The sequence below is a fragment of the Streptomyces sp. ISL-96 genome, assembly GCF_018614035.1.
Lineage (GTDB): Bacteria > Actinomycetota > Actinomycetes > Streptomycetales > Streptomycetaceae > Streptomyces.
Map to the genome: position 1 here is coordinate 87,546 of NZ_JAGGPA010000041.1, position 20,209 is coordinate 107,754.

Annotated in this window: 24 protein-coding genes and 1 tRNA gene; 11 read left to right on the plus strand and 14 right to left on the minus strand. The window is 68.7% G+C overall.

From position 1 onward, the window contains the following. The first annotated feature begins 8 nt into the window (after positions 1–8). The 4 genes from J7E96_RS25245 to J7E96_RS25260 are packed head-to-tail and all read left to right on the plus strand — an operon-like array spanning position 9 to position 3,731. Positions 9–716: a hypothetical protein gene (locus J7E96_RS25245; protein ID WP_251070395.1), complete on the plus strand. Its 708-nt coding sequence runs from the start codon at positions 9–11 to the stop codon at positions 714–716. Then, positions 713–1,708, plus strand: coding sequence for a hypothetical protein (locus tag J7E96_RS25250; RefSeq protein WP_308296127.1), 996 nt, complete (start codon positions 713–715; stop codon positions 1,706–1,708). Before J7E96_RS25245 ends, J7E96_RS25250 begins: the two co-directional genes overlap by 4 nt. After that, positions 1,705–2,640, plus strand: coding sequence for a hypothetical protein (locus tag J7E96_RS25255; RefSeq protein ID WP_215134110.1), 936 nt, complete (start codon positions 1,705–1,707; stop codon positions 2,638–2,640). The genes J7E96_RS25250 and J7E96_RS25255 overlap by 4 nt, the downstream gene beginning before the upstream one ends. After that, positions 2,637–3,731, plus strand: a complete 1,095-nt coding sequence (locus J7E96_RS25260) for a serine hydrolase domain-containing protein (RefSeq protein WP_308296128.1) — start codon at positions 2,637–2,639, stop codon at positions 3,729–3,731. Before J7E96_RS25255 ends, J7E96_RS25260 begins: the two co-directional genes overlap by 4 nt. A gap of 57 nt (positions 3,732–3,788) precedes the next feature. On the opposite strand, the gene J7E96_RS25265 is transcribed toward J7E96_RS25260, so the two are convergent. The 4 genes from J7E96_RS25265 to J7E96_RS25280 are packed head-to-tail and all read right to left on the minus strand — an operon-like array spanning position 3,789 to position 5,357. Next, positions 3,789–4,049 (minus strand): hypothetical protein, encoded by a 261-nt coding sequence (locus tag J7E96_RS25265; RefSeq protein ID WP_215134112.1) that lies wholly within the window; start codon positions 4,047–4,049, stop codon positions 3,789–3,791. Further along, positions 4,046–4,462 (minus strand): DUF6247 family protein, encoded by a 417-nt coding sequence (locus J7E96_RS25270; RefSeq protein WP_251061189.1) that lies wholly within the window; start codon positions 4,460–4,462, stop codon positions 4,046–4,048. Before J7E96_RS25270 ends, J7E96_RS25265 begins: the two co-directional genes overlap by 4 nt. After that, entirely contained in the window at positions 4,459–5,208 is a 750-nt protein-coding gene (locus J7E96_RS38530) for an ATP-binding protein (RefSeq protein ID WP_215134114.1), read from the minus strand. Before J7E96_RS38530 ends, J7E96_RS25270 begins: the two co-directional genes overlap by 4 nt. Continuing rightward, a complete protein-coding gene (locus J7E96_RS25280; protein ID WP_215134284.1) occupies positions 5,205–5,357 on the minus strand; it encodes a hypothetical protein in 153 nt (50 codons plus the stop codon). Before J7E96_RS25280 ends, J7E96_RS38530 begins: the two co-directional genes overlap by 4 nt. Positions 5,358–5,380: 23 nt before the next feature. Between J7E96_RS25280 and J7E96_RS25285 the strand changes: the two genes are divergently transcribed. From J7E96_RS25285 to J7E96_RS25305, 5 genes are all read left to right on the plus strand, one after another. Beyond that, a complete protein-coding gene (locus J7E96_RS25285; protein WP_214977252.1) occupies positions 5,381–5,569 on the plus strand; it encodes a hypothetical protein in 189 nt (62 codons plus the stop codon). A gap of 221 nt (positions 5,570–5,790) precedes the next feature. After that, positions 5,791–6,657, plus strand: a complete 867-nt coding sequence (locus J7E96_RS25290) for a helix-turn-helix transcriptional regulator (RefSeq protein WP_215134116.1) — start codon at positions 5,791–5,793, stop codon at positions 6,655–6,657. Continuing rightward, positions 6,654–6,860 carry a DUF397 domain-containing protein gene (locus J7E96_RS25295; RefSeq protein WP_214977250.1) on the plus strand — a complete coding sequence of 69 codons (207 nt, stop codon included), beginning with the start codon at positions 6,654–6,656 and terminating at the stop codon, positions 6,858–6,860. Before J7E96_RS25290 ends, J7E96_RS25295 begins: the two co-directional genes overlap by 4 nt. Further along, the gene (locus J7E96_RS25300; RefSeq protein ID WP_214977249.1) at positions 6,853–7,095 is read left to right on the plus strand and encodes a DUF397 domain-containing protein; all 243 of its coding nucleotides are present in this window, start codon (positions 6,853–6,855) and stop codon (positions 7,093–7,095) included. The genes J7E96_RS25295 and J7E96_RS25300 overlap by 8 nt, the downstream gene beginning before the upstream one ends. After that, positions 7,092–7,313: a DUF397 domain-containing protein gene (locus J7E96_RS25305; protein WP_215134118.1), complete on the plus strand. Its 222-nt coding sequence runs from the start codon at positions 7,092–7,094 to the stop codon at positions 7,311–7,313. Before J7E96_RS25300 ends, J7E96_RS25305 begins: the two co-directional genes overlap by 4 nt. Positions 7,314–7,387: 74 nt before the next feature. On the opposite strand, the gene J7E96_RS25310 is transcribed toward J7E96_RS25305, so the two are convergent. Further along, on the minus strand, positions 7,388–8,077 hold the full coding sequence (locus tag J7E96_RS25310) for a TetR/AcrR family transcriptional regulator (RefSeq protein ID WP_215134119.1): 690 nt from the start codon (positions 8,075–8,077) through the stop codon (positions 7,388–7,390). Then, positions 8,074–9,057 carry an acyl-CoA desaturase gene (locus J7E96_RS25315; protein ID WP_215134121.1) on the minus strand — a complete coding sequence of 328 codons (984 nt, stop codon included), beginning with the start codon at positions 9,055–9,057 and terminating at the stop codon, positions 8,074–8,076. The genes J7E96_RS25310 and J7E96_RS25315 overlap by 4 nt, the downstream gene beginning before the upstream one ends. 217 nt (positions 9,058–9,274) lie before the next feature. On the opposite strand from J7E96_RS25315, the gene ppc reads away from it, so the two are divergent. After that, positions 9,275–12,001: a phosphoenolpyruvate carboxylase gene (gene ppc, locus J7E96_RS25320; protein ID WP_215134124.1), complete on the plus strand. Its 2,727-nt coding sequence runs from the start codon at positions 9,275–9,277 to the stop codon at positions 11,999–12,001. A 72-nt stretch (positions 12,002–12,073) separates the two neighbouring features. Here the strand turns inward: ppc and J7E96_RS25325 are convergent, their stop codons facing one another. The 8 genes from J7E96_RS25325 to J7E96_RS25360 form a co-directional block, all read right to left on the minus strand. Next, complete coding sequence (locus J7E96_RS25325) at positions 12,074–12,802, minus strand: LPXTG cell wall anchor domain-containing protein (protein ID WP_215134126.1); 729 nt, start codon at positions 12,800–12,802, stop codon at positions 12,074–12,076. 191 nt (positions 12,803–12,993) lie between these two features. Continuing rightward, positions 12,994–13,461: a hypothetical protein gene (locus J7E96_RS25330; RefSeq protein ID WP_215134128.1), complete on the minus strand. Its 468-nt coding sequence runs from the start codon at positions 13,459–13,461 to the stop codon at positions 12,994–12,996. Positions 13,462–13,526: 65 nt separating this feature from the next. Further along, positions 13,527–14,129, minus strand: a complete 603-nt coding sequence (pth, locus tag J7E96_RS25335) for an aminoacyl-tRNA hydrolase (RefSeq protein ID WP_215134130.1) — start codon at positions 14,127–14,129, stop codon at positions 13,527–13,529. Positions 14,130–14,261: 132 nt separating this feature from the next. After that, positions 14,262–14,846 (minus strand): 50S ribosomal protein L25/general stress protein Ctc, encoded by a 585-nt coding sequence (locus tag J7E96_RS25340; RefSeq protein WP_215134133.1) that lies wholly within the window; start codon positions 14,844–14,846, stop codon positions 14,262–14,264. A gap of 184 nt (positions 14,847–15,030) precedes the next feature. Continuing rightward, positions 15,031–16,008: a ribose-phosphate diphosphokinase gene (locus J7E96_RS25345; protein WP_215134135.1), complete on the minus strand. Its 978-nt coding sequence runs from the start codon at positions 16,006–16,008 to the stop codon at positions 15,031–15,033. Between the two features lie 121 nt (positions 16,009–16,129). Beyond that, the gene (glmU, locus tag J7E96_RS25350) at positions 16,130–17,581 is read right to left on the minus strand and encodes a bifunctional UDP-N-acetylglucosamine diphosphorylase/glucosamine-1-phosphate N-acetyltransferase GlmU (protein WP_215134137.1); all 1,452 of its coding nucleotides are present in this window, start codon (positions 17,579–17,581) and stop codon (positions 16,130–16,132) included. Positions 17,582–17,690: 109 nt separating this feature from the next. Next, positions 17,691–17,761: transfer RNA gene (locus J7E96_RS25355), tRNA-Gln, on the minus strand. An 11-nt stretch (positions 17,762–17,772) separates the two neighbouring features. Next, complete coding sequence (locus J7E96_RS25360) at positions 17,773–18,642, minus strand: hypothetical protein (RefSeq protein WP_215134139.1); 870 nt, start codon at positions 18,640–18,642, stop codon at positions 17,773–17,775. Positions 18,643–18,796: 154 nt separating this feature from the next. On the opposite strand from J7E96_RS25360, the gene J7E96_RS25365 reads away from it, so the two are divergent. Next, on the plus strand, positions 18,797–20,134 hold the full coding sequence (locus tag J7E96_RS25365) for a sensor histidine kinase (RefSeq protein ID WP_215134141.1): 1,338 nt from the start codon (positions 18,797–18,799) through the stop codon (positions 20,132–20,134). The last annotated feature ends 75 nt before the right edge of the window (positions 20,135–20,209 follow it).

A 20,209-nucleotide genomic window follows, 5' to 3' on the forward strand; every position in this document is an offset into this window, starting at 1 on the left:
GGAATGCGTTGACTGAACAGGCTCAAGAGGCGGGCTCAGTCCCGCTGAGCGCTGTGGTCGCCGATGCCGCAAACGGAGTCGTCCTTGCCCTGCGAGGTGAGGGCGACCCCTATGCGCTCTCCAGCCTCCTGCGGCAAGGGGACGCGCTGGCATCAGCCGCGATCCGGGTGCTGGGCGCCGACGCGCTCGCACCGTACGCGCTGGACCACCGGGCAGCACCCGGTGGGGAGAACGACGAAGTGGTCGTCCGGGAGGCGCTGGCCGCCTACCCGCCCGGCCCTGACGCCTCGGAGGTGTCGGTGTGGAGCTACCGCGGCCTGGTGGAGGCCTCGCGCGCCTTCCTGCCCGGCGGCGCGGACCGCTGGCCGCAGGCGCCACAGGCAGCCTCCGCATGGGTGACCGACGATCCCTGGCCAAAGCTTTCCCACCGGGCGTCACAACTGGCCGCGCTCGCGCTTCCCGGACTCGCGCAGGGGCTGGCCGACCGGCTCGCGTCGCGCACCGACGACCTGGCCCGGGGTTTCGTCCGGGCCGTACGCCGCAGGGACTGGTTGCAGGCCGCCGGACTCGGGCGCTGGCTGGCCCGGCTGCCGGACGCCCCACCGACCTTGGGGCTCGATACCGGACTGGTGTTCGTACGGCAAATGAGCGACGGAGATCCGAGGGTGGCGCTCCACGTCGTGGCCGCACGGCAGTTCTACGGACGGGGCGGGTGACCGGCCACACGGGGTGGGTGACCGGCGACCCGGCCGCCCCGGCGTCAGCGTCGTGGGCGTCGTTCCTCGACCGCATGGTCGGCGACAGCCTGGAGTGGCTGGACGCGGCGCGCGGGGACTTCCGGCTGCCCCCGAACGTCACCACGGACGCCGATCCCAACCTCACCCTCAAACCCCTCGGTGAACTGGCCGAACTGACGCACCTGATCCGCACGTCACACCCCCGCGACGAGCTGCGCCAGGTGGCGGACGGGCTGTTCGCCTTCGCCTGGAACGAGACGCGCGGCGCGGAGCTGTTCGCCGAGCTCATCCGCGGTGAGCCGCACGCCACGTATCCGGTGGAGATCTACGGAGTCTTCGCCCAGGCCGGGCTGCGCAACACCACCGTGGAACAACTGCTGGCGGCGACGACCGGGCTGCGCGGCTGGCGCGTGACGCGCGATGACCACACCCGTACCCTCGCCGTGCTCAACGCGGAGCGCCGGATCGGTCTGGCGCCGCACGCCGATTTCGAGGCCGTGCTGGGGCTGACCAACCTCGGCCTGATGCCGGAGCCGTGGGCGCTGGACCGGGGCGGGGCGTACGGCCTGACCCACGACGTCTTCCACCTCACCGACTGGGGCCGCGCCCGTGGCCGGCTGCCCCGCGCGCAGGCCGACTACCTGCGGCTGTGGCTCCCCGCCTGGCTGGAGAACTGGCTGGACGAAGAACTGTGGGACCTGGCAGGCGAATTGCTGGCAGTGACGGCCTGCCTGCCCGCCGCTCCGTACGATCCGGTGGCCTGGCGGCGGCTGGCCGACGCGCGCAGGGCCGACGGCAGCGTGCCCGACAGGGGAGCAGGACCACCCGCCGGCGACCGCGCCGCCACCTTCACGGCCTGCTACCACTCCACCCTGGTGACCGCCTTCGCCGGCACGCTGGCCCGCATCGCCCTGGGTGCGGTCGAGGGTGATACGCGGGCGCAGGTCCACGAAAGCGAGGCAACTCGATGACACGTACCGCAGGCGCAGTCGCAGCCGCTCCTCCCGCGCTCCTGCACAGTGTCGGAGACCGGGCCCTGACCTGGCTCGACGACCACCGTGAGCACTTCCGGCTGACGCCCGGTGACCGCGCCACCGGCCGAGGCATCGTCGAACGGCTCAAACCCATCGGCGAGTTGGCGCTCAACATGCGGGTGCTCTTCCGGGAGGGCGTGGCTGGCTCACGTCAGCACGCCCGCGCCGGACAGCTCCTGGACTTCACATGGCGGGAACTGCTCGACGGCGGCAATGTACTGGCGGCTCTTCAGCGCGACGAACCCTTCACCCCTGTACCTCTGGAGATCTACGCGACCTTCCATGAACTCGGCTTCCGTCACCCGGGCTTGGAAACGGCCGTGGACGCCAGCCACCGCACCCGCACCTGGCCGGCGCTGGACATGGTGCCCACCCGGCGGCTCAGCGTGCTGGGCGCCGAACGCAAAATCGGCCTCACCCCCAGCGGGGACTTCGACGAAGCCGTGAAGCTGACCTGGCTGAGCCGGCACCCCGAACCGTGGACGGTCCAGTACCACATCGCATACGACATCACGCACACCGTCTTCCACCTCACCAACTGGGGTGAAGCCCCCGGCCGCATCCCGCCGCAGACCGCCGCCTACCTCGCCCTGTACCTGCCCGCCTGGATCGACGACTGGGCCGACCTCGAACACTGGGACCTGCTCGGCGAACTCCTCGTCGTCGACGCGTGCCTGCCCCGTCCCACGCTCGACGCGCAGGTGTGGGAGCGGTACGCCGCCGCGCAGTCCGAGAGCGGTGCGATGCCCCTCCAGCACGGGATGCCGGACGGCGACGAGGCGGAGGTCTTCGACATCGTCCACCACCCGACGCTGGTCGCCGCGTTCGCCTCCGCGATGGCCACCTCTCGGGCGATGTCCCCCACGTGACGACGCGCCTGGCACCGGCCGCCACGACGTCCGCCGACGCGCTCGCGCTGCGCCTCGCGGACGCCGTCACCGCGATCGACGCCCCGGACGTCGTGCTCGCGGTCACCCGCCACGGCCGGCGTACGACGGTGACTGGTGGCACGGCAGGCAGGGGTGGCACGGCGCGCGCCCCGGCCGTGCCGCGACACGCGCTGCGGTATGAACTCGGTTCGGTCAGCAAGACCTTCACCGTCCTGCTCCTGACCCACCTGGCCCGTACCGGAGTGCTGTCCCTCGACGACCCGCTCACCGCCCACCTGCCGGACCTGCCCCTTCCCCTGCGCCACCCCGAATCGCGCCACATCACCCTGCGCCACCTCGCCACGCACACCGCGGGGCTGCCCCGCATCCCCGGCGACCTGATCCCCGGTGCGCTGCTGCGCCCGTACGCCGACGCCTACGCCACGTACGACACCGAACGCCTCCTGCGCACCTTCGCCCGCACCCGGCCCCACCACCGCCCCGGCACCCGCTGGCGCTACTCCAACTTCGGGGTGGCGCTGCTCGGCCCCGCCATGGCCCGGGCCGCGGGCGCCGACTGCCCCACGCTGCTCACCCGCCACGTGCTGCGCCCCCTGGGCCTGACAGGCACCACCCTGGGCCCCGGCGTCCCATCAACCACCCCCTCCACCACCGCCGTGGGGCACCGCAGGAACGGCACCACACCCGTAACCGGCATCGGCATGGGCCCCTTCATGGCCGCCGGAGCCGTACGTTCCACCCCCGCCGACCTCCTCGCGTACCTCGAAGCACACCTGAACCCCGGACCCACGCCACTGCACCTGCCCCTGTACGACGTCCAGATCCCGCAACTGCGCCGCGGCCTGCGCCGCCGCGACACCCACACCCTGACCTGGTTCCACCACCCGGCCCCGGGGGGACCCCTGCTCTTCCACGCTGGAGCCACCTTCGGCCAACAGGCCTTCCTCGGCTTCCACCCCGCCTCGGGAACCGGCATCGCGGCGCTGGCGACCCGCCGGGGCGACAGGTTGCGCCTGGTGGAATCGGCGTACGAGCTGCTGTACGCACTCGCCGCCGGCTCGACGCTCTGAGCATGCGTCCCGTCGGGGACACGGCCGTGGCCGGCGCGGGCTCAGGCGTCGTCGGCGTCAGCCGTACCAGGTGATGTTGCAGACGTAGACGCATTCGTGGCGCGGTACAGCGAGAAAGCTGATGAATCCGCGCCCGCCCATCAGATCGAACTCTCGGAGCCCACCCTCGCGGTCGATGGGCCGGCCGACTTTCACCGAGTCGCGTCCGAGTGCGGCCAGCTCGGTGGCCAGCCGCTCTACTTCCGCCGCGACACCGACTGGCAGTCCACTGGTGAGGTACTCGGCGCTCGGGTTGTAATCCCACGTCCAGTCCGTCACAGCCCGGCCTCCGCCTCGGCTGCCTCCCGGATCCGGCGGATTTTGGTGATCGCGTCGGTGGGATCCTGCTCGCCCGCGTCCACGATGCGCTCCAGTTCACGCAGCTGGGCTGCGCGCTCCGGATGCCGCTCGATCGCGACGAACACGGCCCACGAGTGCACGAAGGCGCGCAGCGGAGCGAGGCTCTGCGTCTGCTGGGCGTTGGTCGTGGCCTCGAACAGGTGCTGGGTGAGCGCGGGGACCCGGCTGGGGGCGATGCGGGAGACTGCGTTCCGCAGCGCGTCGGGCGTGAGCTCGGGCATGGGGATCAGTGGTCCGTACGGGCCATTGGGCTGGGCACTCACGGTGGCCTCCGGTGCGGGCGGTTCGGTCTTCGTACGGTACCGGCAGCGGCGGGTGGTCGTGGGGCTCATCCTTCGACGGTGATCTCGGCCCAGACGGTGAGCCCGGTACGTGTGTGCCGCCGGCCCCAGTGAGAGGCCAGCGCGTCGACGATCAGCAGCCCGCGCCCATGTTCCTGCTCGGGCCCTGGCGTGTCAGGTACGGACAAGCATTCCTGGCCTTCGTCGGTCACGCTGACGACGACCGCCGAGGCGGTACGGGACAGGGCGACGGTGATGGAGAGGCTCGCGCTGTACTCCAAGGCGTTGGCGGCGAGCTCTCCGGTGATCGTTTCCAGGGCGTCTGCCGTGTCCGGCGGCAGTCCCCAGGACGTGGCCGCCATCCGTACGTAGCGCCTGGCGGCGCCCGCTGAGGCGAGGTCTCCGCCGGGGAGCGAGAGCAGGCCGAGTGCCTTGGGCGCGGTGGGGCAGTGGGCCAGTGTGTCCTGGGCGACCTCGATGAGTGGTGGCACGGCGTGAACTCCGTTCGGGAGGACGCGTTCGTTCTCTGCCGGAGCGAGGCGGGCACCCCGGCTCTCCGCGATGAGCAGCGCGTCGCGCAAGGCATCCGTCAACTGGGCCACCACGACGCCGAGGTCCGATGCCGCAACCGGCCCGGCTTCGGTGAGTACGTCCCGCGCATGGTCGAGGAGCCGGCCCGCGAGAGAGAGCTGTACGAACTCGATCCGGTCGGCGAGCCGGGACAACGGGCCGTCGCCGTCCGTGGAGAGGTAACAGGACCGGCCGTCCTCACCGGTCCATGGGAGCAGCCGGTTCACCGCGCCACCGCCACCCCATGGATACGACGCGGGCCGACATCGATGCCGTACATCGCCAGCCACAGGGCCCGGCGCCGTTGGCGCTGTTCGGCGGCGAGCAGGTAGGGGCGGACCATTGCGGTGGCCCGGCCGCCGGCGAAGTTGGTCAAGAGCCCGACTTCCCTTCTGCGGAATGAGCGAGAGGACAGCTTTCGCAGACCTTCACGGCCCACCCGAGCCGCCCGCCGCCGGGGCTGCGGGTGTACGCGTGGCCGCCGGGCCGGAGTGGGGCGGTGCTTCCGCACCGGGCGCAGGCGAGTCCGGCAAGGCGGAGGCGAGCTTCGGGGGTGAGGGAGAGAAGGTCCAGGACCTCGGTGCGTAGGTCCGCGGGAGTGTGCAACGCCATGGCCGCTTCCTTCGGGCGCGTGACAACAGGTTGCTTTAAGCAGTCACGTGACTGCGTTGTGTGACGACCTAAGCATGGCTCCCGAAAATTTTCTGCGCAACACTCTTAGGCAATATTTCGGGCTGGACTCCAAAACTGGCATATGACACCGGAGTTGATGCTTGTACGCTCTCGGTCGAGAGGATGGTGATCGGGTAGTGGTGGATGCCAAGCCGACATTGATGCGGAGGCGGCTGGGGCTTGCCCTGCGGACGCTTCGGCAGCGGGCCGGTCTCAGCCTTCAGGAGGCATCGGAACGGCTGGGCATGTCCGGGCCGCCCGTGCTCAGCAAGATCGAGAACGGCAAGATGCGGGTCCCGGGCGCGTCGCTCGATCAGTACTTCGCGATCTACGACGTACCGGAGAGCCGTAAGTCCGAGATCCGAAAGCTGGCCAGCCTTGCTTCCTCCGGGCGTCGAGGCAATCTGCTCAACCAGTACAGAGACGCGATCGACGACCCCTTCGCTGACTACCTTGAGCTGGAGGAGCTGGCCAATCACGCCGACTTCTACGCGTCCCAGCTCATCCCGGGGCTCCTCCAGACCGAGGAGTACGCGCACGCGGTTGTGAGTTCCGGTACGCGGTGGCGCACGAAGCGCGAGGTATCCACGTTCGTGGAGTTGCGTATGCGCCGCCAGGCAGTCCTCCGGAGGGAGCTACCTCTCAGTCTCTGGTGCGTGCTGGACGAGGCGGTGCTGCGCCGACGCGTAGGCGGGAGCGAAGTGCTGCGAGCGCAGTTGCACCACTTGCTGAACGTTCAGGACGAAGTCCCTCACGTACAGCTCCAAGTCATGCCCTTCGGCTTGGGCGCCCATGCCGGGGTGAGCGCCGGCTCCTACACGGTGTTCCGATTCGACAGCGGTGACCCAGTAGTCGTGGTGGAGCCCCTGACAACTTCCCTGTACCTGGAGGAAGATGCACACGTGGGGCAGTACGAACTTGCGTTCAATCTGTTGCGGGCAAGGGCGCTCGGCACGGACGAGTCCTGCGCCTTCATCCGCAAGATCATCGAGGAGCTGAGTTGAGCAGGCAGGTCGACCTGAGTAAGGCGTCGTGGGTCAAGAGCAGTTACAGCGCAGGCGACAGAGACTGCGTCGAGGTTGCCCTCATTGACGGCAAGGCCGGCATCCGCGACTCGAAGGCCGTGCAGGGGCCCGTACTCGTCGTCACCTCCGCTGCGTTCACTGCCTTTCTCAGCGAACTGACGCAGGAGCGTCCCCATGACTGATCGCGTTTCTCTCCACAGTGGAGCAGCGGACACGGTGTGGTTCAAGAGTGGCTTTAGTTCAGGCGGCGACAACTGCGTCGAAGTGGCCTTCGCTGACGGCACGACCGGCATCCGAGACTCGAAGGTCATGCAAGGCCCGGTTCTTGCTGTCACCGCCGATGCGTTCGCGACGTTCCTCGGCGGGATCAAGGGCGACGAGCTATCGGCCACAGCGCGACAAGGGCGCCCTCGATGAACAACGCGCCAACTGCCGCTGAGCTCGCGGCTGCGGGCTGGTTCAAGAGCAGCTACAGCGCGGCCGACAACGAGTGCGTCGAGATCGCACGTGCCCGGTTGTGGGTCGGAGTCCGTGACTCGAAGGCCGAACGAGGTCCCGTGCTCGCCGTCACCGCCGCCGCGTTCGTCGCGTTCCTCGGCGGAATCAAGGGCGACGGGCTGGACCGTACCGTCTGACGCGAACGCCTCCGGAGACAACGCGAGCGGGCCGCCCTCTTCCGGGGCGGCCCGCTCGCGTGGTTCCGGGGTGATCAGTTCTTGCGGTGGCCTATTAGGCGGGGTTTGGCTTCCAGGTTCTCCAGGCCGTGCCAGCACAGGTTGACCAGGTGCGCCGCGACCTCCGCCTTCTTCGGCTTGCGGACGTCCAGCCACCACTGGCCGGTGAGCGCGACCATGCCGACCAGGGCCTGGGCGTACAGGGGGGCCAGTTTGGGGTCGAAGCCGCGGGCCTTGAACTCCAGGCCCAGGATGTCCTCCACCTGGGTGGCGATGTCGCTGATGAGGGAGGCGAAGCTGCCTGTTGACTGGGCTACCGGGGAGTCCCGCACCAGGATGCGGAAGCCGTCCGTGTACGTCTCGATGTAGTCCAGGAGCGCGAAGGCGGCCTGTTCCAGGAGCTCGCGGGGGTGGCCCGCCGTAAGGGCGCCCGTGACCATGTCCAGCAGGCGGCGCATCTCACGGTCTACCACTACCGCGTACAGGCCCTCCTTGCCGCCGAAGTGTTCGTAGACCACCGGCTTGGAGACGCCTGCTTTCGCCGCGATCTCCTCCACCGACGTGCCTTCGAAACCCTTCTCGGCGAAGAGGGTGCGGCCGATGTCCAGCAGCTGTTCGCGGCGTTCCTTGCCGGTCATGCGGACGCGGCGGGCACGCCGGCTCGGAGTGGGCCTGCTCTTCTCGCTGTTCGTACTGCTGCCGTCGATCGCCACGTCACCAATCATGCCGCTTCGGAGGGCTCGCTCTTGCGTCGGGAGTCGATACGGTCCGCGCTCGGCCACCGGACGTCGTACGCCCAGCCGGCCTTCTCGCACCAGCGGATCAGGCGGGCGCTGGAGTCCAGCTGGCCCTTCATCACGCCGTGCCGCGCCGACGTCGGGTCCGCGTGGTGCAGGTTGTGCCACGACTCGCCGCAGGACAGGACCGCGAGCCACCAGACGTTGCCCGACTTGTCACGGGACTTGAACGGGCGCTTGCCCACCGCGTGGCAGATCGAGTTGATCGACCAGGTGACGTGGTGGAGGAGCGCGACGCGGACCAGGGAGCCCCAGAAGAACGCCGTGAACGCGCCCCACCAGGACATCGTCACCAGGCCGCCGACGAGGGGAGGGATGGCCAGGGACAGGATCGTCCAGTAGGCGAAGTCGCGGGAGATGCGGCGGATCGCCGGGTCCTTGATCAGGTCCGGGGCGTACTTCTCCTGTGACGTCTGCTCCTCGTCGAACATCCATGCGATGTGCGCCCACCACAGGCCCTTCATGAGGGCGGGGAGTGTTTCGCCGAAACGCCACGGGGAGTGGGGGTCACCCTCGGCGTCCGAGAACTTGTGGTGCTTGCGGTGGTCCGCGACCCAGCGGACCAGGGGGCCCTCGACCGCCATTGAGCCCATCACAGCGAGGGCGATGCGCAGCGGGCGCTTCGCCTTGAAGGAACCGTGGGTGAAGTAGCGGTGGAAGCCGATCGTGATGCCGTGGCACCCGAGGTAGTACATGAAGACCATCAGGCCCAGGTCGAGCCAGCTCACCCCCCAGCCCCAGGCCAGCGGCACAGCCGCCAGCAGGGCCAGGAAGGGGACGATGATGAAGAGGAGAAGCGCGAGCTGCTCGACGGAGCGCTTTGACTCCCCGCCGCGGGTGGCGGTGGGGGCCGAGGTGTCGCTACCTGCCTCACGGGCATCTTCGAGCACGTCGGAACGAGTGGTCATGGGGTCCCCTGGGGGTGAGGGAAGTGTCAGAAGCTGTAGCCGTGAACGCTTTGGCTACGGATGCGTAACCTACGGCGTCGTAAGTATGGCAGCGCTTTGCCCGGCGGCAAGAGGCCGCGGGGAACCCGTTCGGCCGCGCCGCATATCCTTGGTGCCGTCGGACAGCGTGGTCCACATAACCTCCAGACGTGCTCAAACACTGCAAGGAGCCGCACCTGTGAGCAGTGCCGACCAGAACTCCAACACCAGCGCGGAGCTGCGTGCCGACATCCGCCGTCTCGGCGACCTGCTCGGCGAGACGCTCGTACGGCAGGAAGGCCACGAGCTCCTTGAGCTGGTGGAGCGGGTGCGCGCCCTGACGCGCACCGACGGCGAGGCCGCCGCCGAACTACTTGGCGACACCGACCTGGAAACCGCAGCCAGGCTGGTGCGCGCCTTCTCGACGTACTTCCATCTTGCCAACGTCACCGAGCAGGTGCACCGCGGTCGTGAGATGCGCGCAAAGCGTGCCGAACAGGGCGGGCTTCTCGCCCGAACGGCTGACAGGCTCAAGGACGCCGACCCCGAGCACCTGCGCCACACCGTCAAGAACCTCAACGTCAGGCCGGTTTTCACGGCCCATCCGACCGAGGCGGCGCGCCGGTCCGTGCTGAACAAGCTGCGCCGCATCGCGGAGCTTCTGGAGACCCCGGTCATCGCCTCCGACCGGCGTCGCCATGACCTCCGTCTGGCCGAATCGATCGACCTCATCTGGCAGACGGACGAGCTGCGTGTCGTACGCCCCGAGCCCGCCGACGAAGCCCGCAATGCCATCTATTACCTGGATGAGCTGCACGCGGGGGCCGTGGGCGACGTCCTCGAAGACCTCTCCGCCGAGCTGGAGCGGGTGGGCGTCGAGCTGCCCGCCGGCACCCGGCCGCTCACCTTCGGCACCTGGATCGGCGGCGACCGCGACGGAAATCCGAATGTGACCCCCGCGGTGACGTGGGAAGTGCTGATCCTTCAGCACGAGCACGGCATCACGGACGCGCTGGAGCTCGTTGATCAGCTGCGGGGGCAGCTGTCCAACTCCATCCGCTACACGGGTGTCACCGAAGAGCTGATGACCTCCCTCCAGGAAGATCTGGAGCGGCTGCCCATCAGCCCCCGCTACAAGCGGCTGAACGCCGAGGAGCCCTACCGGCTCAAGGCCACCTGCATCCGGCAGAAGCTCCTCAACACGCGCGAACGCCTCGCCAACGGCACCCCGCACCGCCCCGGCATCGACTACCTCGGCACCGGCGAGCTCATCGCCGACCTCGCGCTCATCCAGACATCGCTGCGCGAGCACCGCGGCGAGCTCTTCGCCGACGGCCGCATGGACCGTACGATCCGCACGCTCGCGGCGTTCGGGCTCCAGCTCGCCACGATGGACGTACGCGAGCACGCCGACGCCCACCACCACGCCCTCGGGCAACTCTTCGACCGGCTGGGCGAGGAGTCCTGGCGGTACGCCGACATGCCGCGCGAGTACCGGCAGAAGCTCCTCGCGAAGGAACTGCGGTCGCGGCGGCCGCTCGCCCCGACGCCCGCGCCGCTGGACGCCGCGGGCCAGAAGACGCTCGGCGTGTTCACCACGATCAGGGAGGCGCTGGAGCGCTTCGGGCCCGAGGTCATCGAGTCGTACATCATCTCGATGTGCCAGGGCGCCGATGACGTCTTCGCCGCCGCTGTGCTCGCGCGGGAGGCGGGGCTCGTCGACCTGCACACCGGCTGGGCGAAGATCGGCATCGTGCCGCTGCTGGAGACCACGGACGAGCTGCGCGCGGCCGACGTGATCCTGGACGAAATGCTCGCCGATCCGTCGTACCGGCGGCTCGTCTCCCTGCGCGGTGACGTGCAGGAAGTCATGCTCGGGTACTCCGACTCGTCGAAGTTCGGCGGCATCACGACCAGCCAGTGGGAGATCCACCGCGCCCAGCGGCGGCTGCGTGACGTCGCACACCGGTACGGCGTACGCCTGCGGCTCTTCCACGGCCGCGGCGGCACCGTCGGCCGCGGCGGCGGCCCCTCGCACGACGCGATCCTCGCGCAGCCCTGGGGCACGCTGGAGGGCGAGATCAAGGTGACCGAGCAGGGCGAGGTCATCTCCGACAAGTACCTCGTGCCGTCCCTGGCCAGGGAGAACCTGGAGCTGACGGTCGCCGCCACGCTGCAGGCCTCCGCCTTGCACACCTCGCCGCGCCAGTCCGACGAGGCGCTCGCGCGCTGGGACGCGGCGATGGACACCGTGTCCGAGGCCGCCCACACGGCGTACCGCGAGCTCGTCGAGAACCCGGATCTGCCGGCGTACTTCTTCGCGGCCACCCCGGTCGACCAGCTCGCGGACCTGCACCTGGGCTCACGGCCCTCGCGCCGCCCTGACAGCGGCGCGGGTCTGGACGGCCTGCGGGCCATCCCGTGGGTCTTCGGGTGGACACAGTCCCGGCAGATCGTGCCCGGCTGGTACGGCGTCGGGTCCGGCCTGAAGGCGCTGCGCGAAGCGGGGCTCGACACGGTCCTGGACGAAATGCACGAACAGTGGCACTTCTTCCGGAACTTCCTCTCCAACGTGGAGATGACGCTCGCCAAGACTGATCTGCGCATCGCGCAGCATTACGTCGACACGCTCGTCCCGGACGAGCTGAAGCACGTCTTCGAGATGATCCGCGCCGAGCACGAGCTCACCGTCGCGGAAGTCCTGCGGATCACCGGCGAGGAGCAGCTGCTGGGCTCCAGCCCGGTGCTCCACCAGACGTTCGCGATCCGCGACGCCTACCTGGACCCGATCTCCTACCTCCAGGTCTCGCTGCTGGCCCGCCAGCGCGCGGCGGCCGAACGCGGCGAGGAGCCGGACCCGCTGCTGGCCAGGGCGCTGCTGCTCACGGTCAACGGCGTAGCGGCAGGCCTGCGCAACACCGGCTGACGGACACGGCGGCAGTACGGACAACACGAACGGCGGTGGTCCTCAAGGACCACCGCCGTTCGTGTTCGCTGATCAGCTCTGCTGGGCCTTGCGGCGGCGCATCACCAGGTAGCCACCGGCGCCGAGCAGCGCCGCGGCGACGGCGGAGAGGACACCGACGGGCGCACCCGAACCGGTCTCCGCCAGGTCGCCGGATCCGCCGGATACATCGCCCTGACCGGCCGGGGCCGGGGACGCCGGAGCGGACTCCGCCGGGGAGGCGCCCCCGTTCGGCTGCTCGCCGGCCGGGGCGGGCTCGGAGGGCTTCTCGTTGGGCGTGGCGCCCGGCTCCTCGGCGGGCTCGTCGGCGGGCTTGTCGGCGGGCTTACCGGGCTTGTCTGCGGGGTTCTCCTCGGCCGGGCAGTCGGTCTTGAAGACCTTGTGCTTGGCCCTGCCGTTCTCGCCCTCGAAGTTCCAGAACAGCTTGTACTGGCCGTCGGGCAGGGTCATGTCCGCGGTTCGCTCGTGGCCGGAGCTGTCGAGCGTCAGCGACCCGGACTTCACGGTCTCGCCCTTGGCGAGTTCGTTGTTGGCCCAGGCTTCGATGTGCCAGTCGACCTGCTGGGCGGCGTCGAAGCCGAAAGCGTCGAGATAGAAGGAGCAGACCTTCGGCTCGTTCTTGCGAAGTTCCTCGCCGGTCGTGGCGTCGTGGATCTTCACCGTGCCGTTGTCGCCCTTGGGCGTGGCGTAGGCGGAAGGGGCCAGCAGCAGGGAGGCGGTCACAGCCGTCACCAGAGCGCTGGAGGTAATGAGGGGGCGCATGGGCAGTCCAACGTGAGAGAAGTGGGCATGCCGTGGGGGGTGGGGCGGCTCAGCTTCCTGTGATCGCTGGGGCCCGTCAAGGAGGAACTCGGCCCATCCGTCCCATGCGCCGTGACTTGACCCATTGGTCCCGGGTAACGATCAGGAATACGCGGTACCGGCTTCCCGCACAGAGGTGCGCGGCCCGTAACTCAGAGCGCGAAGAAAGAGGCGACCAACAGCGCCCCGCCGACCACCCCCGCTGCCCAGGCCGTGCGGGTCAGCCGCAGGCCCCCACCGATCACCAGACCGGCGAGCAGCAGTGCGCCACCGAGCGGGGTCCAGGCGTGCAGGAGCCCGGACCCTCCGGCGCGTACCACCTCATCGGTGCCGGGCTTCACCACGACCCGGAGCTTCATGCCCTTCTTCGCCGCGATCGACTTGTCGATGCTCACGCGCGGGTGGTCGGGCGTACGGCCCTCGGGGGTGTACGGGCCGGTACAGGTCTCGGCGCCGCACGCGGCGACCGTCATCGTGCCGTGCTCGCGCCCCTTGGCGAGCATGACGTGCTGGGCCGTGCCCCATGAGGAACGCACGCCGGCGATGAGCAGCAGCAGCGCGATGCCGGCCATCGCAGTCCGCCGGGCGTACAGGAGGGCTTGAGTCCGCTTCGAGGCCATGGAGCGCGATCCTTGGCCATGTGACCGCGCTCGGTCAACCTCTGGCCATGACTGGAGGGGGAATGTCAGGAGTTGTACGAGCTCTGCGCGCGCTCAAGGCCCTCAGTGACCAGACACTCCACCGCATCCGCCGCCCGGTCCACGAAGTAACCCAGCTCCTTGCGCTCAGTCGAGGAGAAATCCTTCAGGACGAAGTCCGCCACCTGCATACGCCCCGGCGGCCGCCCGATGCCGAACCGAACGCGGTGATAGTCCGGCCCCATCGCCTTGGTCATCGACTTGAGGCCGTTGTGACCGTTGTCGCCGCCACCCAGCTTCACGCGCAGCGCCCCGAAATCGATGTCCAGCTCGTCGTGGATCGCGACGATGCTGGCCGTCGGCACCTTGTAGAAGTCACGCAGCGCCGTGACCGGACCGCCGGACAGATTCATGTACGACAGCGGCTTGGCCAGCACCACACGCCGGTTCGCCGGACCCGGCGCACCCATGCGGCCCTCGACGACCTGGGCGCGGGCCTTGTGCGCCTTGAACTTCGCCCCCATGCGCTCCGCCAGCAGATCGGCCACCATGAAGCCGACATTGTGGCGGTTGGCCGCGTAGTCGGGACCAGGATTGCCCAGGCCCACGATCAGCCACGGCCCGGCGGGGGCTGCTGCTGCGTCCGTCATCTGCATGTCTCCTTCATACGCCTTCGTGCGCTTCGTACGCCCTCATACGCCAACCGCCGTCCCGCGCGCAGAGGCGCGGGACGGCGGCTGGACAGTGAGCAGCTGGGTGAGCAGCTAGCTGAGCAACGAGGCTCAGACCTCGGAGCCCTCGGCCTCACCCTCGGCCGGGGCCTCCTCGGCCTGCGGGGCCAGAACCTGGATGACGATGGCGTCCGGGTCGGTGACCAGGGTCGTGCCCTCGGGCAGCGGAATGTCCTTCGCGTGGATCGAGACACCGGCCTCAAGGCCCGCGATGGAGACCGTGACGGACTCGGGGATGTGCGTGGCCTCGGTCTCGACCGACAGCGTGTTCAGCACGTTCTCCAGCAGGTTGCCACCCGGGGCCAGCTCACCCTCGGTGTGGACCGCGACCTCGACCGTGACCTTCTCGCCCAGCTTGACCGCGAGCAGGTCGACGTGGGTGATGGTGCGACGGATCGCGTCACGCTGAATCGCCTTCGGGATGACCAGCTCGGTCTTGCCGTCGACGTCGAGGCTCAGCAGCGCGTTGCTGGTCTTGAGCGCCATCATCAGGTCGTGACCCGGCAGGGTGACGTGGACCGGCTCGGCGCCGTGGCCGTAGATGACGCCCGGAACCTTGTTGGCGCGACGGGTCTGACGGGCAGCGCCCTTGCCGAACTCGGTACGGACTTCAGCGGCGATCTTGATCTCGGCCATGGCTGCACTCCTCGCAGGTGACAAAAAACGGATGGGTCACCCGGCCACGAAACGGCCTGCTACGAAGAGCGCGTCGATAACGGATATGCCGTACTGAACAAGTACGGCCTCCCTCGCCGAGCAACTCAAGGAGTCTACCCGGCGGGAAGGCCGTACCAAAAATCGATCTAGGTGCGGAACGTCGCTACGACTGCTCCTCGAAGAGGCTCGTGACCGAACCGTCCTCGAAGACCTCACGCACCGCACGCGCGATCGTCGGCGCGATCGACAGCACAGTGATCTTGTCGAGCTCCAGTTCACCCGGCGTGGGCAGCGTGTCCGTAAAGACGAACTCACTCACCTTGGAGTTCTTCAGACGATCCGCAGCCGGACCGGACAGAATGCCGTGCGTGGCCGTCACGATGACGTCCTCCGCACCGTTCTCGAACAGCGCGTCCGCAGCGGCGCAGATCGTGCCACCCGTGTCGATCATGTCGTCGACCAGGACGCAGATACGCCCCTTCACGTCACCCACGACCTCGTGGACCGTGACCTGATTCGCAACGTCCTTGTCGCGGCGCTTGTGGACGATCGCCAGCGGCGCGTCCAGCCGGTCGCACCAGCGGTCGGCGACGCGCACGCGGCCGGCGTCCGGCGACACGATCGTCAGCTTGGACCGGTCCACCTTCGCCCCGACATAGTCCGCGAGGACCGGCAGCGCGAAAAGGTGGTCCACCGGACCGTCGAAGAAACCCTGGATCTGGTCGGTGTGCAGGTCCACCGTGACAATGCGGTCCGCGCCCGCCGTCTTCATCAGATCGGCGATCAGACGGGCCGAGATCGGCTCACGGCCACGGTGCTTCTTGTCCTGACGGGCGTACCCGTAGGACGGGACGACCACCGTGATGCTCCGCGCGGAAGCCCGCTTCAGAGCATCGAGCATGATCAGCTGCTCCATGATCCACTTGTTGATCGGGGCCGTGTGGCTCTGGATCAGGAAGCAGTCGGCACCGCGCGCCGACTGCTGGTAGCGGACGTAGATCTCACCATTGGCGAAGTCGAAAGCCTTCGTCGGCACGAGGTCGACACCCAGCTGGTGCGCGACCTCCTCGGCCAGCTCGGGGTGGGCGCGGCCGGAGAAGAGCATCAGCTTCTTCTCGCTGGTCGTCTTGATCCCGGTCACAGCACTGTCTCCTCGGACGTGAATCATTGCTGCTGCGCCCGCACGCCTTTGAATCGCATACGAGCCAGCCGAATTGTGTGCACCTATCACGGTACGCCGTCAGTGGCGCACCTGTTTCCAGTCAGTTTTCGCCTTCGGCCACTTCAGCCGCCGACTGAGCCGCCTGCGCGGCAGCACTTCCCGGACGCTTTCGAGCCACCCAACCCTCGATATTCCTTTGCTGCCCACGGGCAACAGCGAGTGAACCGGACGGAACATCCTTGGTAATGACAGAGCCCGCCGCGGTGTACGCGCCGTCCCCGACCGTGACAGGAGCCACAAACATGTTGTCCGAGCCCGTGCGGCAGTGCGAACCAATCGTGGTGTGGTGCTTCTTCTCACCGTCGTAGTTCACGAAGACGCTCGCGGCGCCGATGTTCGTGTACTCGCCGATGGTCGCGTCACCGACGTACGACAGATGCGGCACCTTCGTGCCCTCACCGATGACAGCCGCCTTCATCTCCACATACGCACCGGCCTTGGACTTCGGACCGAGCTTCGTACCGGGCCGCAAATAGGTGTACGGGCCGACCGCCGCCCCCGGCCCGACCTCCGCCCGCTCCGCCACCGTGTTGTCCACGCGAGCGCCCGCATGGACGACCGTGTCCGTGAGCCGCGAGTTCGGCCCCACCTCACAGCCCTCACCCAAGTGCGTCGCACCCAGCAACTGCGTACCCGGATGCACCACCGCGTCCTGATCGAACGTCACCGTCACATCGACGAACGTGGAGAGCGGGTCGACAACGGTCACACCGCTCAGCATCGCCCGCTCAAGCAGCCGCGCGTTGAGCAGCCGGCGCGCCTCGGCCAGCTGGACCCGGTTGTTGATACCCAGGATCTCCCGATGATCGGAAGCAACCGCCGCACCCACCCGGTGGCCCGCCTCACGCAGGATGCCGAGCACATCCGTGAGGTATTCCTCACCCTGACTGTTGTCCGTACGGACCTTGCCCAGCGCATCGGCCAGCAGCTGCCCGTCGAACGCGAACACACCGGAATTGATCTCACTGATCGCCCGCTGCGCGTCCGTGGCGTCCTTGTGCTCGACGATCCCGGTGACCGCGCCGCTGTCCCGGTCCCGGACGATCCGCCCGTACCCCGTCGAATCCGGAACCTCGGCGGTCAGCACGGTGCACGCGTTGCCGTCGGCGGCGTGCGTCCGGGCGAGACGGGCCAGGGTGTCACCGGTCAGCAGCGGCGTGTCGCCACAGACCACGACGACGGTGCCGTCGATGCCGCCGCCGAGCTGCTCCAGGCCCATGCGGACGGCGTGCCCGGTGCCCTTCTGCTGCTCCTGTACGGCGGTGCGGGCCTCGGGGTCGATCTCGCCGAGGTGCGCGGCGACCTGCTCGCGGGCGTGGCCGACGACCACGACGAGGTGCTCGGGGTTCAGCTCGCGGGAGGCGGCGACGACGTGCCCGACGAGCGAGCGCCCGCTGATCTCGTGCAGGACCTTCGGGATGGCCGACTTCATGCGGGTGCCCTCACCCGCTGCGAGGACGACGACGGCGGCGGCCGGGCGGTTGGCGCTCACGGTGATGCCCTTCGGCTTCGGGTGGTGGACACCCGCAGGATACCGGGGGGTGTCATGCGCGAAACGCGGGCGGGTCCTGACCAGTGTGGTCAGGACCCGCAAGGTGAAGCTCCCGGGGAAGGAATCGAACCCTCATTCAATGGACCAAAACCATTTGTCCTACCATTAGACGACCCGGGATGGTTCGTCGCTTATGTCCGATTTTCTGGATCGGACGCGAGTGACGCCCCTACTATGCCGTACCAGGCGCCTTCCATGCGACGGTAGAGGTCGGCGCTCTTGGTGACGTAGATGCTCAGGCAACCCCGGTACGCGTCGCCTGTGTTCTTGCGGACGGTCTTGGGATTGTGCCGCTTGAGTGTTGCCTTGTTGAAGGCGAAGGGTGCCACGCCTGCGACCTCCGCCCAGAACTGTTCGGCGGCGGGCACGTCGGCCGATTCGTGAATGCTGACGGAGAGGCGCAGGCGCTCACGGGGCACCTCGAGCAGGTCGAGCCATCGCAGGTAGAGCTTGATCACGTTCGGGTCGCTGTTGATGAACTTAAGAGACTCGCGCCGGTCGTACCACTTGTCCTTGCCGCCCTCGGCCCAGTAGAGCGTGACACCGGCGAGGAAGAGTTCGCGGTCCGTCAGTGTGCCGACTGCCTCCGTAGCGGCACGCTTGGTCCTCTCCCGCTCAATTTCACGTCGCTGGTTTGTTGCCTCCCAGCCTCGCTTCCCGATAGTGGATGCCTCCTCGCGGGTCCTCTTCGGCGGCTTGGGCAGCTCCCGGACCCACAAAGAGATCGAGCTCTTCGAGCAGCCCAGCTCCAGCTGGATCTGGTCGTACGTGAGGCCCTGGAGGCGTAGCTCGCGGGCCTTCGCCCGCAGGTCGTCCTTCGCGTTGGGGCGCTTGGTCCAGTCGGGGGCGGGTTCGCCGTCGAGGAGGCGGTTGAGGATGTCGTTGTTGTCGACCTGGATGAGGTCGCGGATCTGGCGGCGGCTGAGGCCCTGGCGGCGGAGTGAGATCGCCTGCTCCCGGAGGCCTTCGAAGTCGGCGTACTTGCCGAGGATTTCCGTCATGCGAGCAGCCTTGTTCGTTATGCGGTGTCCTGGGTCGAAAGTGCGGGCGATTCAATAGTTCGTGTGGACAACACATGTTTCGGGGGCCAACGGCTGTTTCCGCACTCGTCCGGTCTCCGGATATTGGGTGGCGGGCGCCCGTAGGGTGGTCGGCATGACCGTTACGGGGGCAGATCAGGACGCCACGGGCATGACCGCCCGGCGCTTCTGGTGGTGGGACAGGCGGCGCAGTGTCGTCCTGGATGTGGGGCTGGCGCTGGTTTCGGCGCTCGAATGTGCGTTGGAGGGTGTGAGGTTCGCGGGGAACGCGGGGCTGCCGGTTCCGCTGGGGGTGGTGTTCGGGCTGGTCGCGGGGTCCGTGCTGGTCGTGCGGCGGCGGTGGCCGATCGCGGTGGTGCTGGTGTCGATCGCCGTGACGCCGGCCGAGATGGCTTTCCTGATGGGCATCGTGTCGCTGTACACGCTGGCCGCGTCGGAGGTGCCGCGCCGGATCACGGTGGTGCTGGCGGGGATGTCGCTGGCCGGGACGTTGATCGTGACGTTCGTACGGACCCAGCAGGACGTGGCGAACGCCACGGACGGGGACTTCAGGCCCGGGCCCTGGTACGTGCCGGTGGTTTCGTTGTTCTTGTCGCTGGGGCTGACGGGGCCGCCGGTGTTGTACGGGCTCTATATAGGGGCGCGGCGGCGGTTGATGGAGAGCTTGCGGGAGCGGGCGGATTCGCTGGAGCGGGAGCTGTCGCTGCTGGCGGACCGGGCGGAGGAGCGGGCCGAGTGGGCGCGTACGGAGGAGCGGACGCGGATCGCGCGTGAGATGCACGATGTGGTCGCGCACCGGGTGAGTCTGATGGTGGTGCATGCGGCGGCGCTGCAGGCGGTGGCGTTGAAGGACCCGGCCAAGGCGGTGAAGAACGCGGCGCTGGTCGGGGACATGGGGCGGCGGGCGCTGAGGGAGTTGCGGGAGATGCTCGGGGTGCTGCGGTCGGGGGATGCGGGGGGTTCTGGGGCGCGGTCGTTGACGTCGTCGGCTGTTCCGCTGGCGGCGGTGGGTGCGGCGGCTGCGGCTGTGGCTGCCGCCGAGGCGGAGGACGGGCCGTATCTGGCCGATCTTGAGGCGCTGGTGGGGCAGTCGCGGCAGGCGGGGATGGTGGTGGAGTTCTCGGTGGAGGGCGATCCGGTCGACTGCGGGGCGCTGGTGGAGCAGACGGCGTACCGCGTGGTGCAGGAAGCCCTGACGAACGTGCACAAGCACGCGGCGGGGGCGAAGACGTGGGTGCGGCTCGCGCACCGCGGCTCGGAGGTCGCGATGCAGGTCGAGAACGGGCCGTCGGACGCCGGGACGGCTGACGCGGGGCTGCCGAGCGGGGGGAATGGGCTGGTGGGGATGCGGGAGCGGGTGACGGCGCTGGGGGGCGTCTTCGTGTCCGGCCCGACGGACGCGGGCGGCTTCCGCGTCTCGGCGGTACTCCCGGCCCGCCCGCGCGGAACGTAGCCGCCGCGTGCGCATTCGGCTCCGCTTTCGGCTGCGGCGTGTGGTGGCGATGTGGCGATGTGGCGCGGTGCCGGA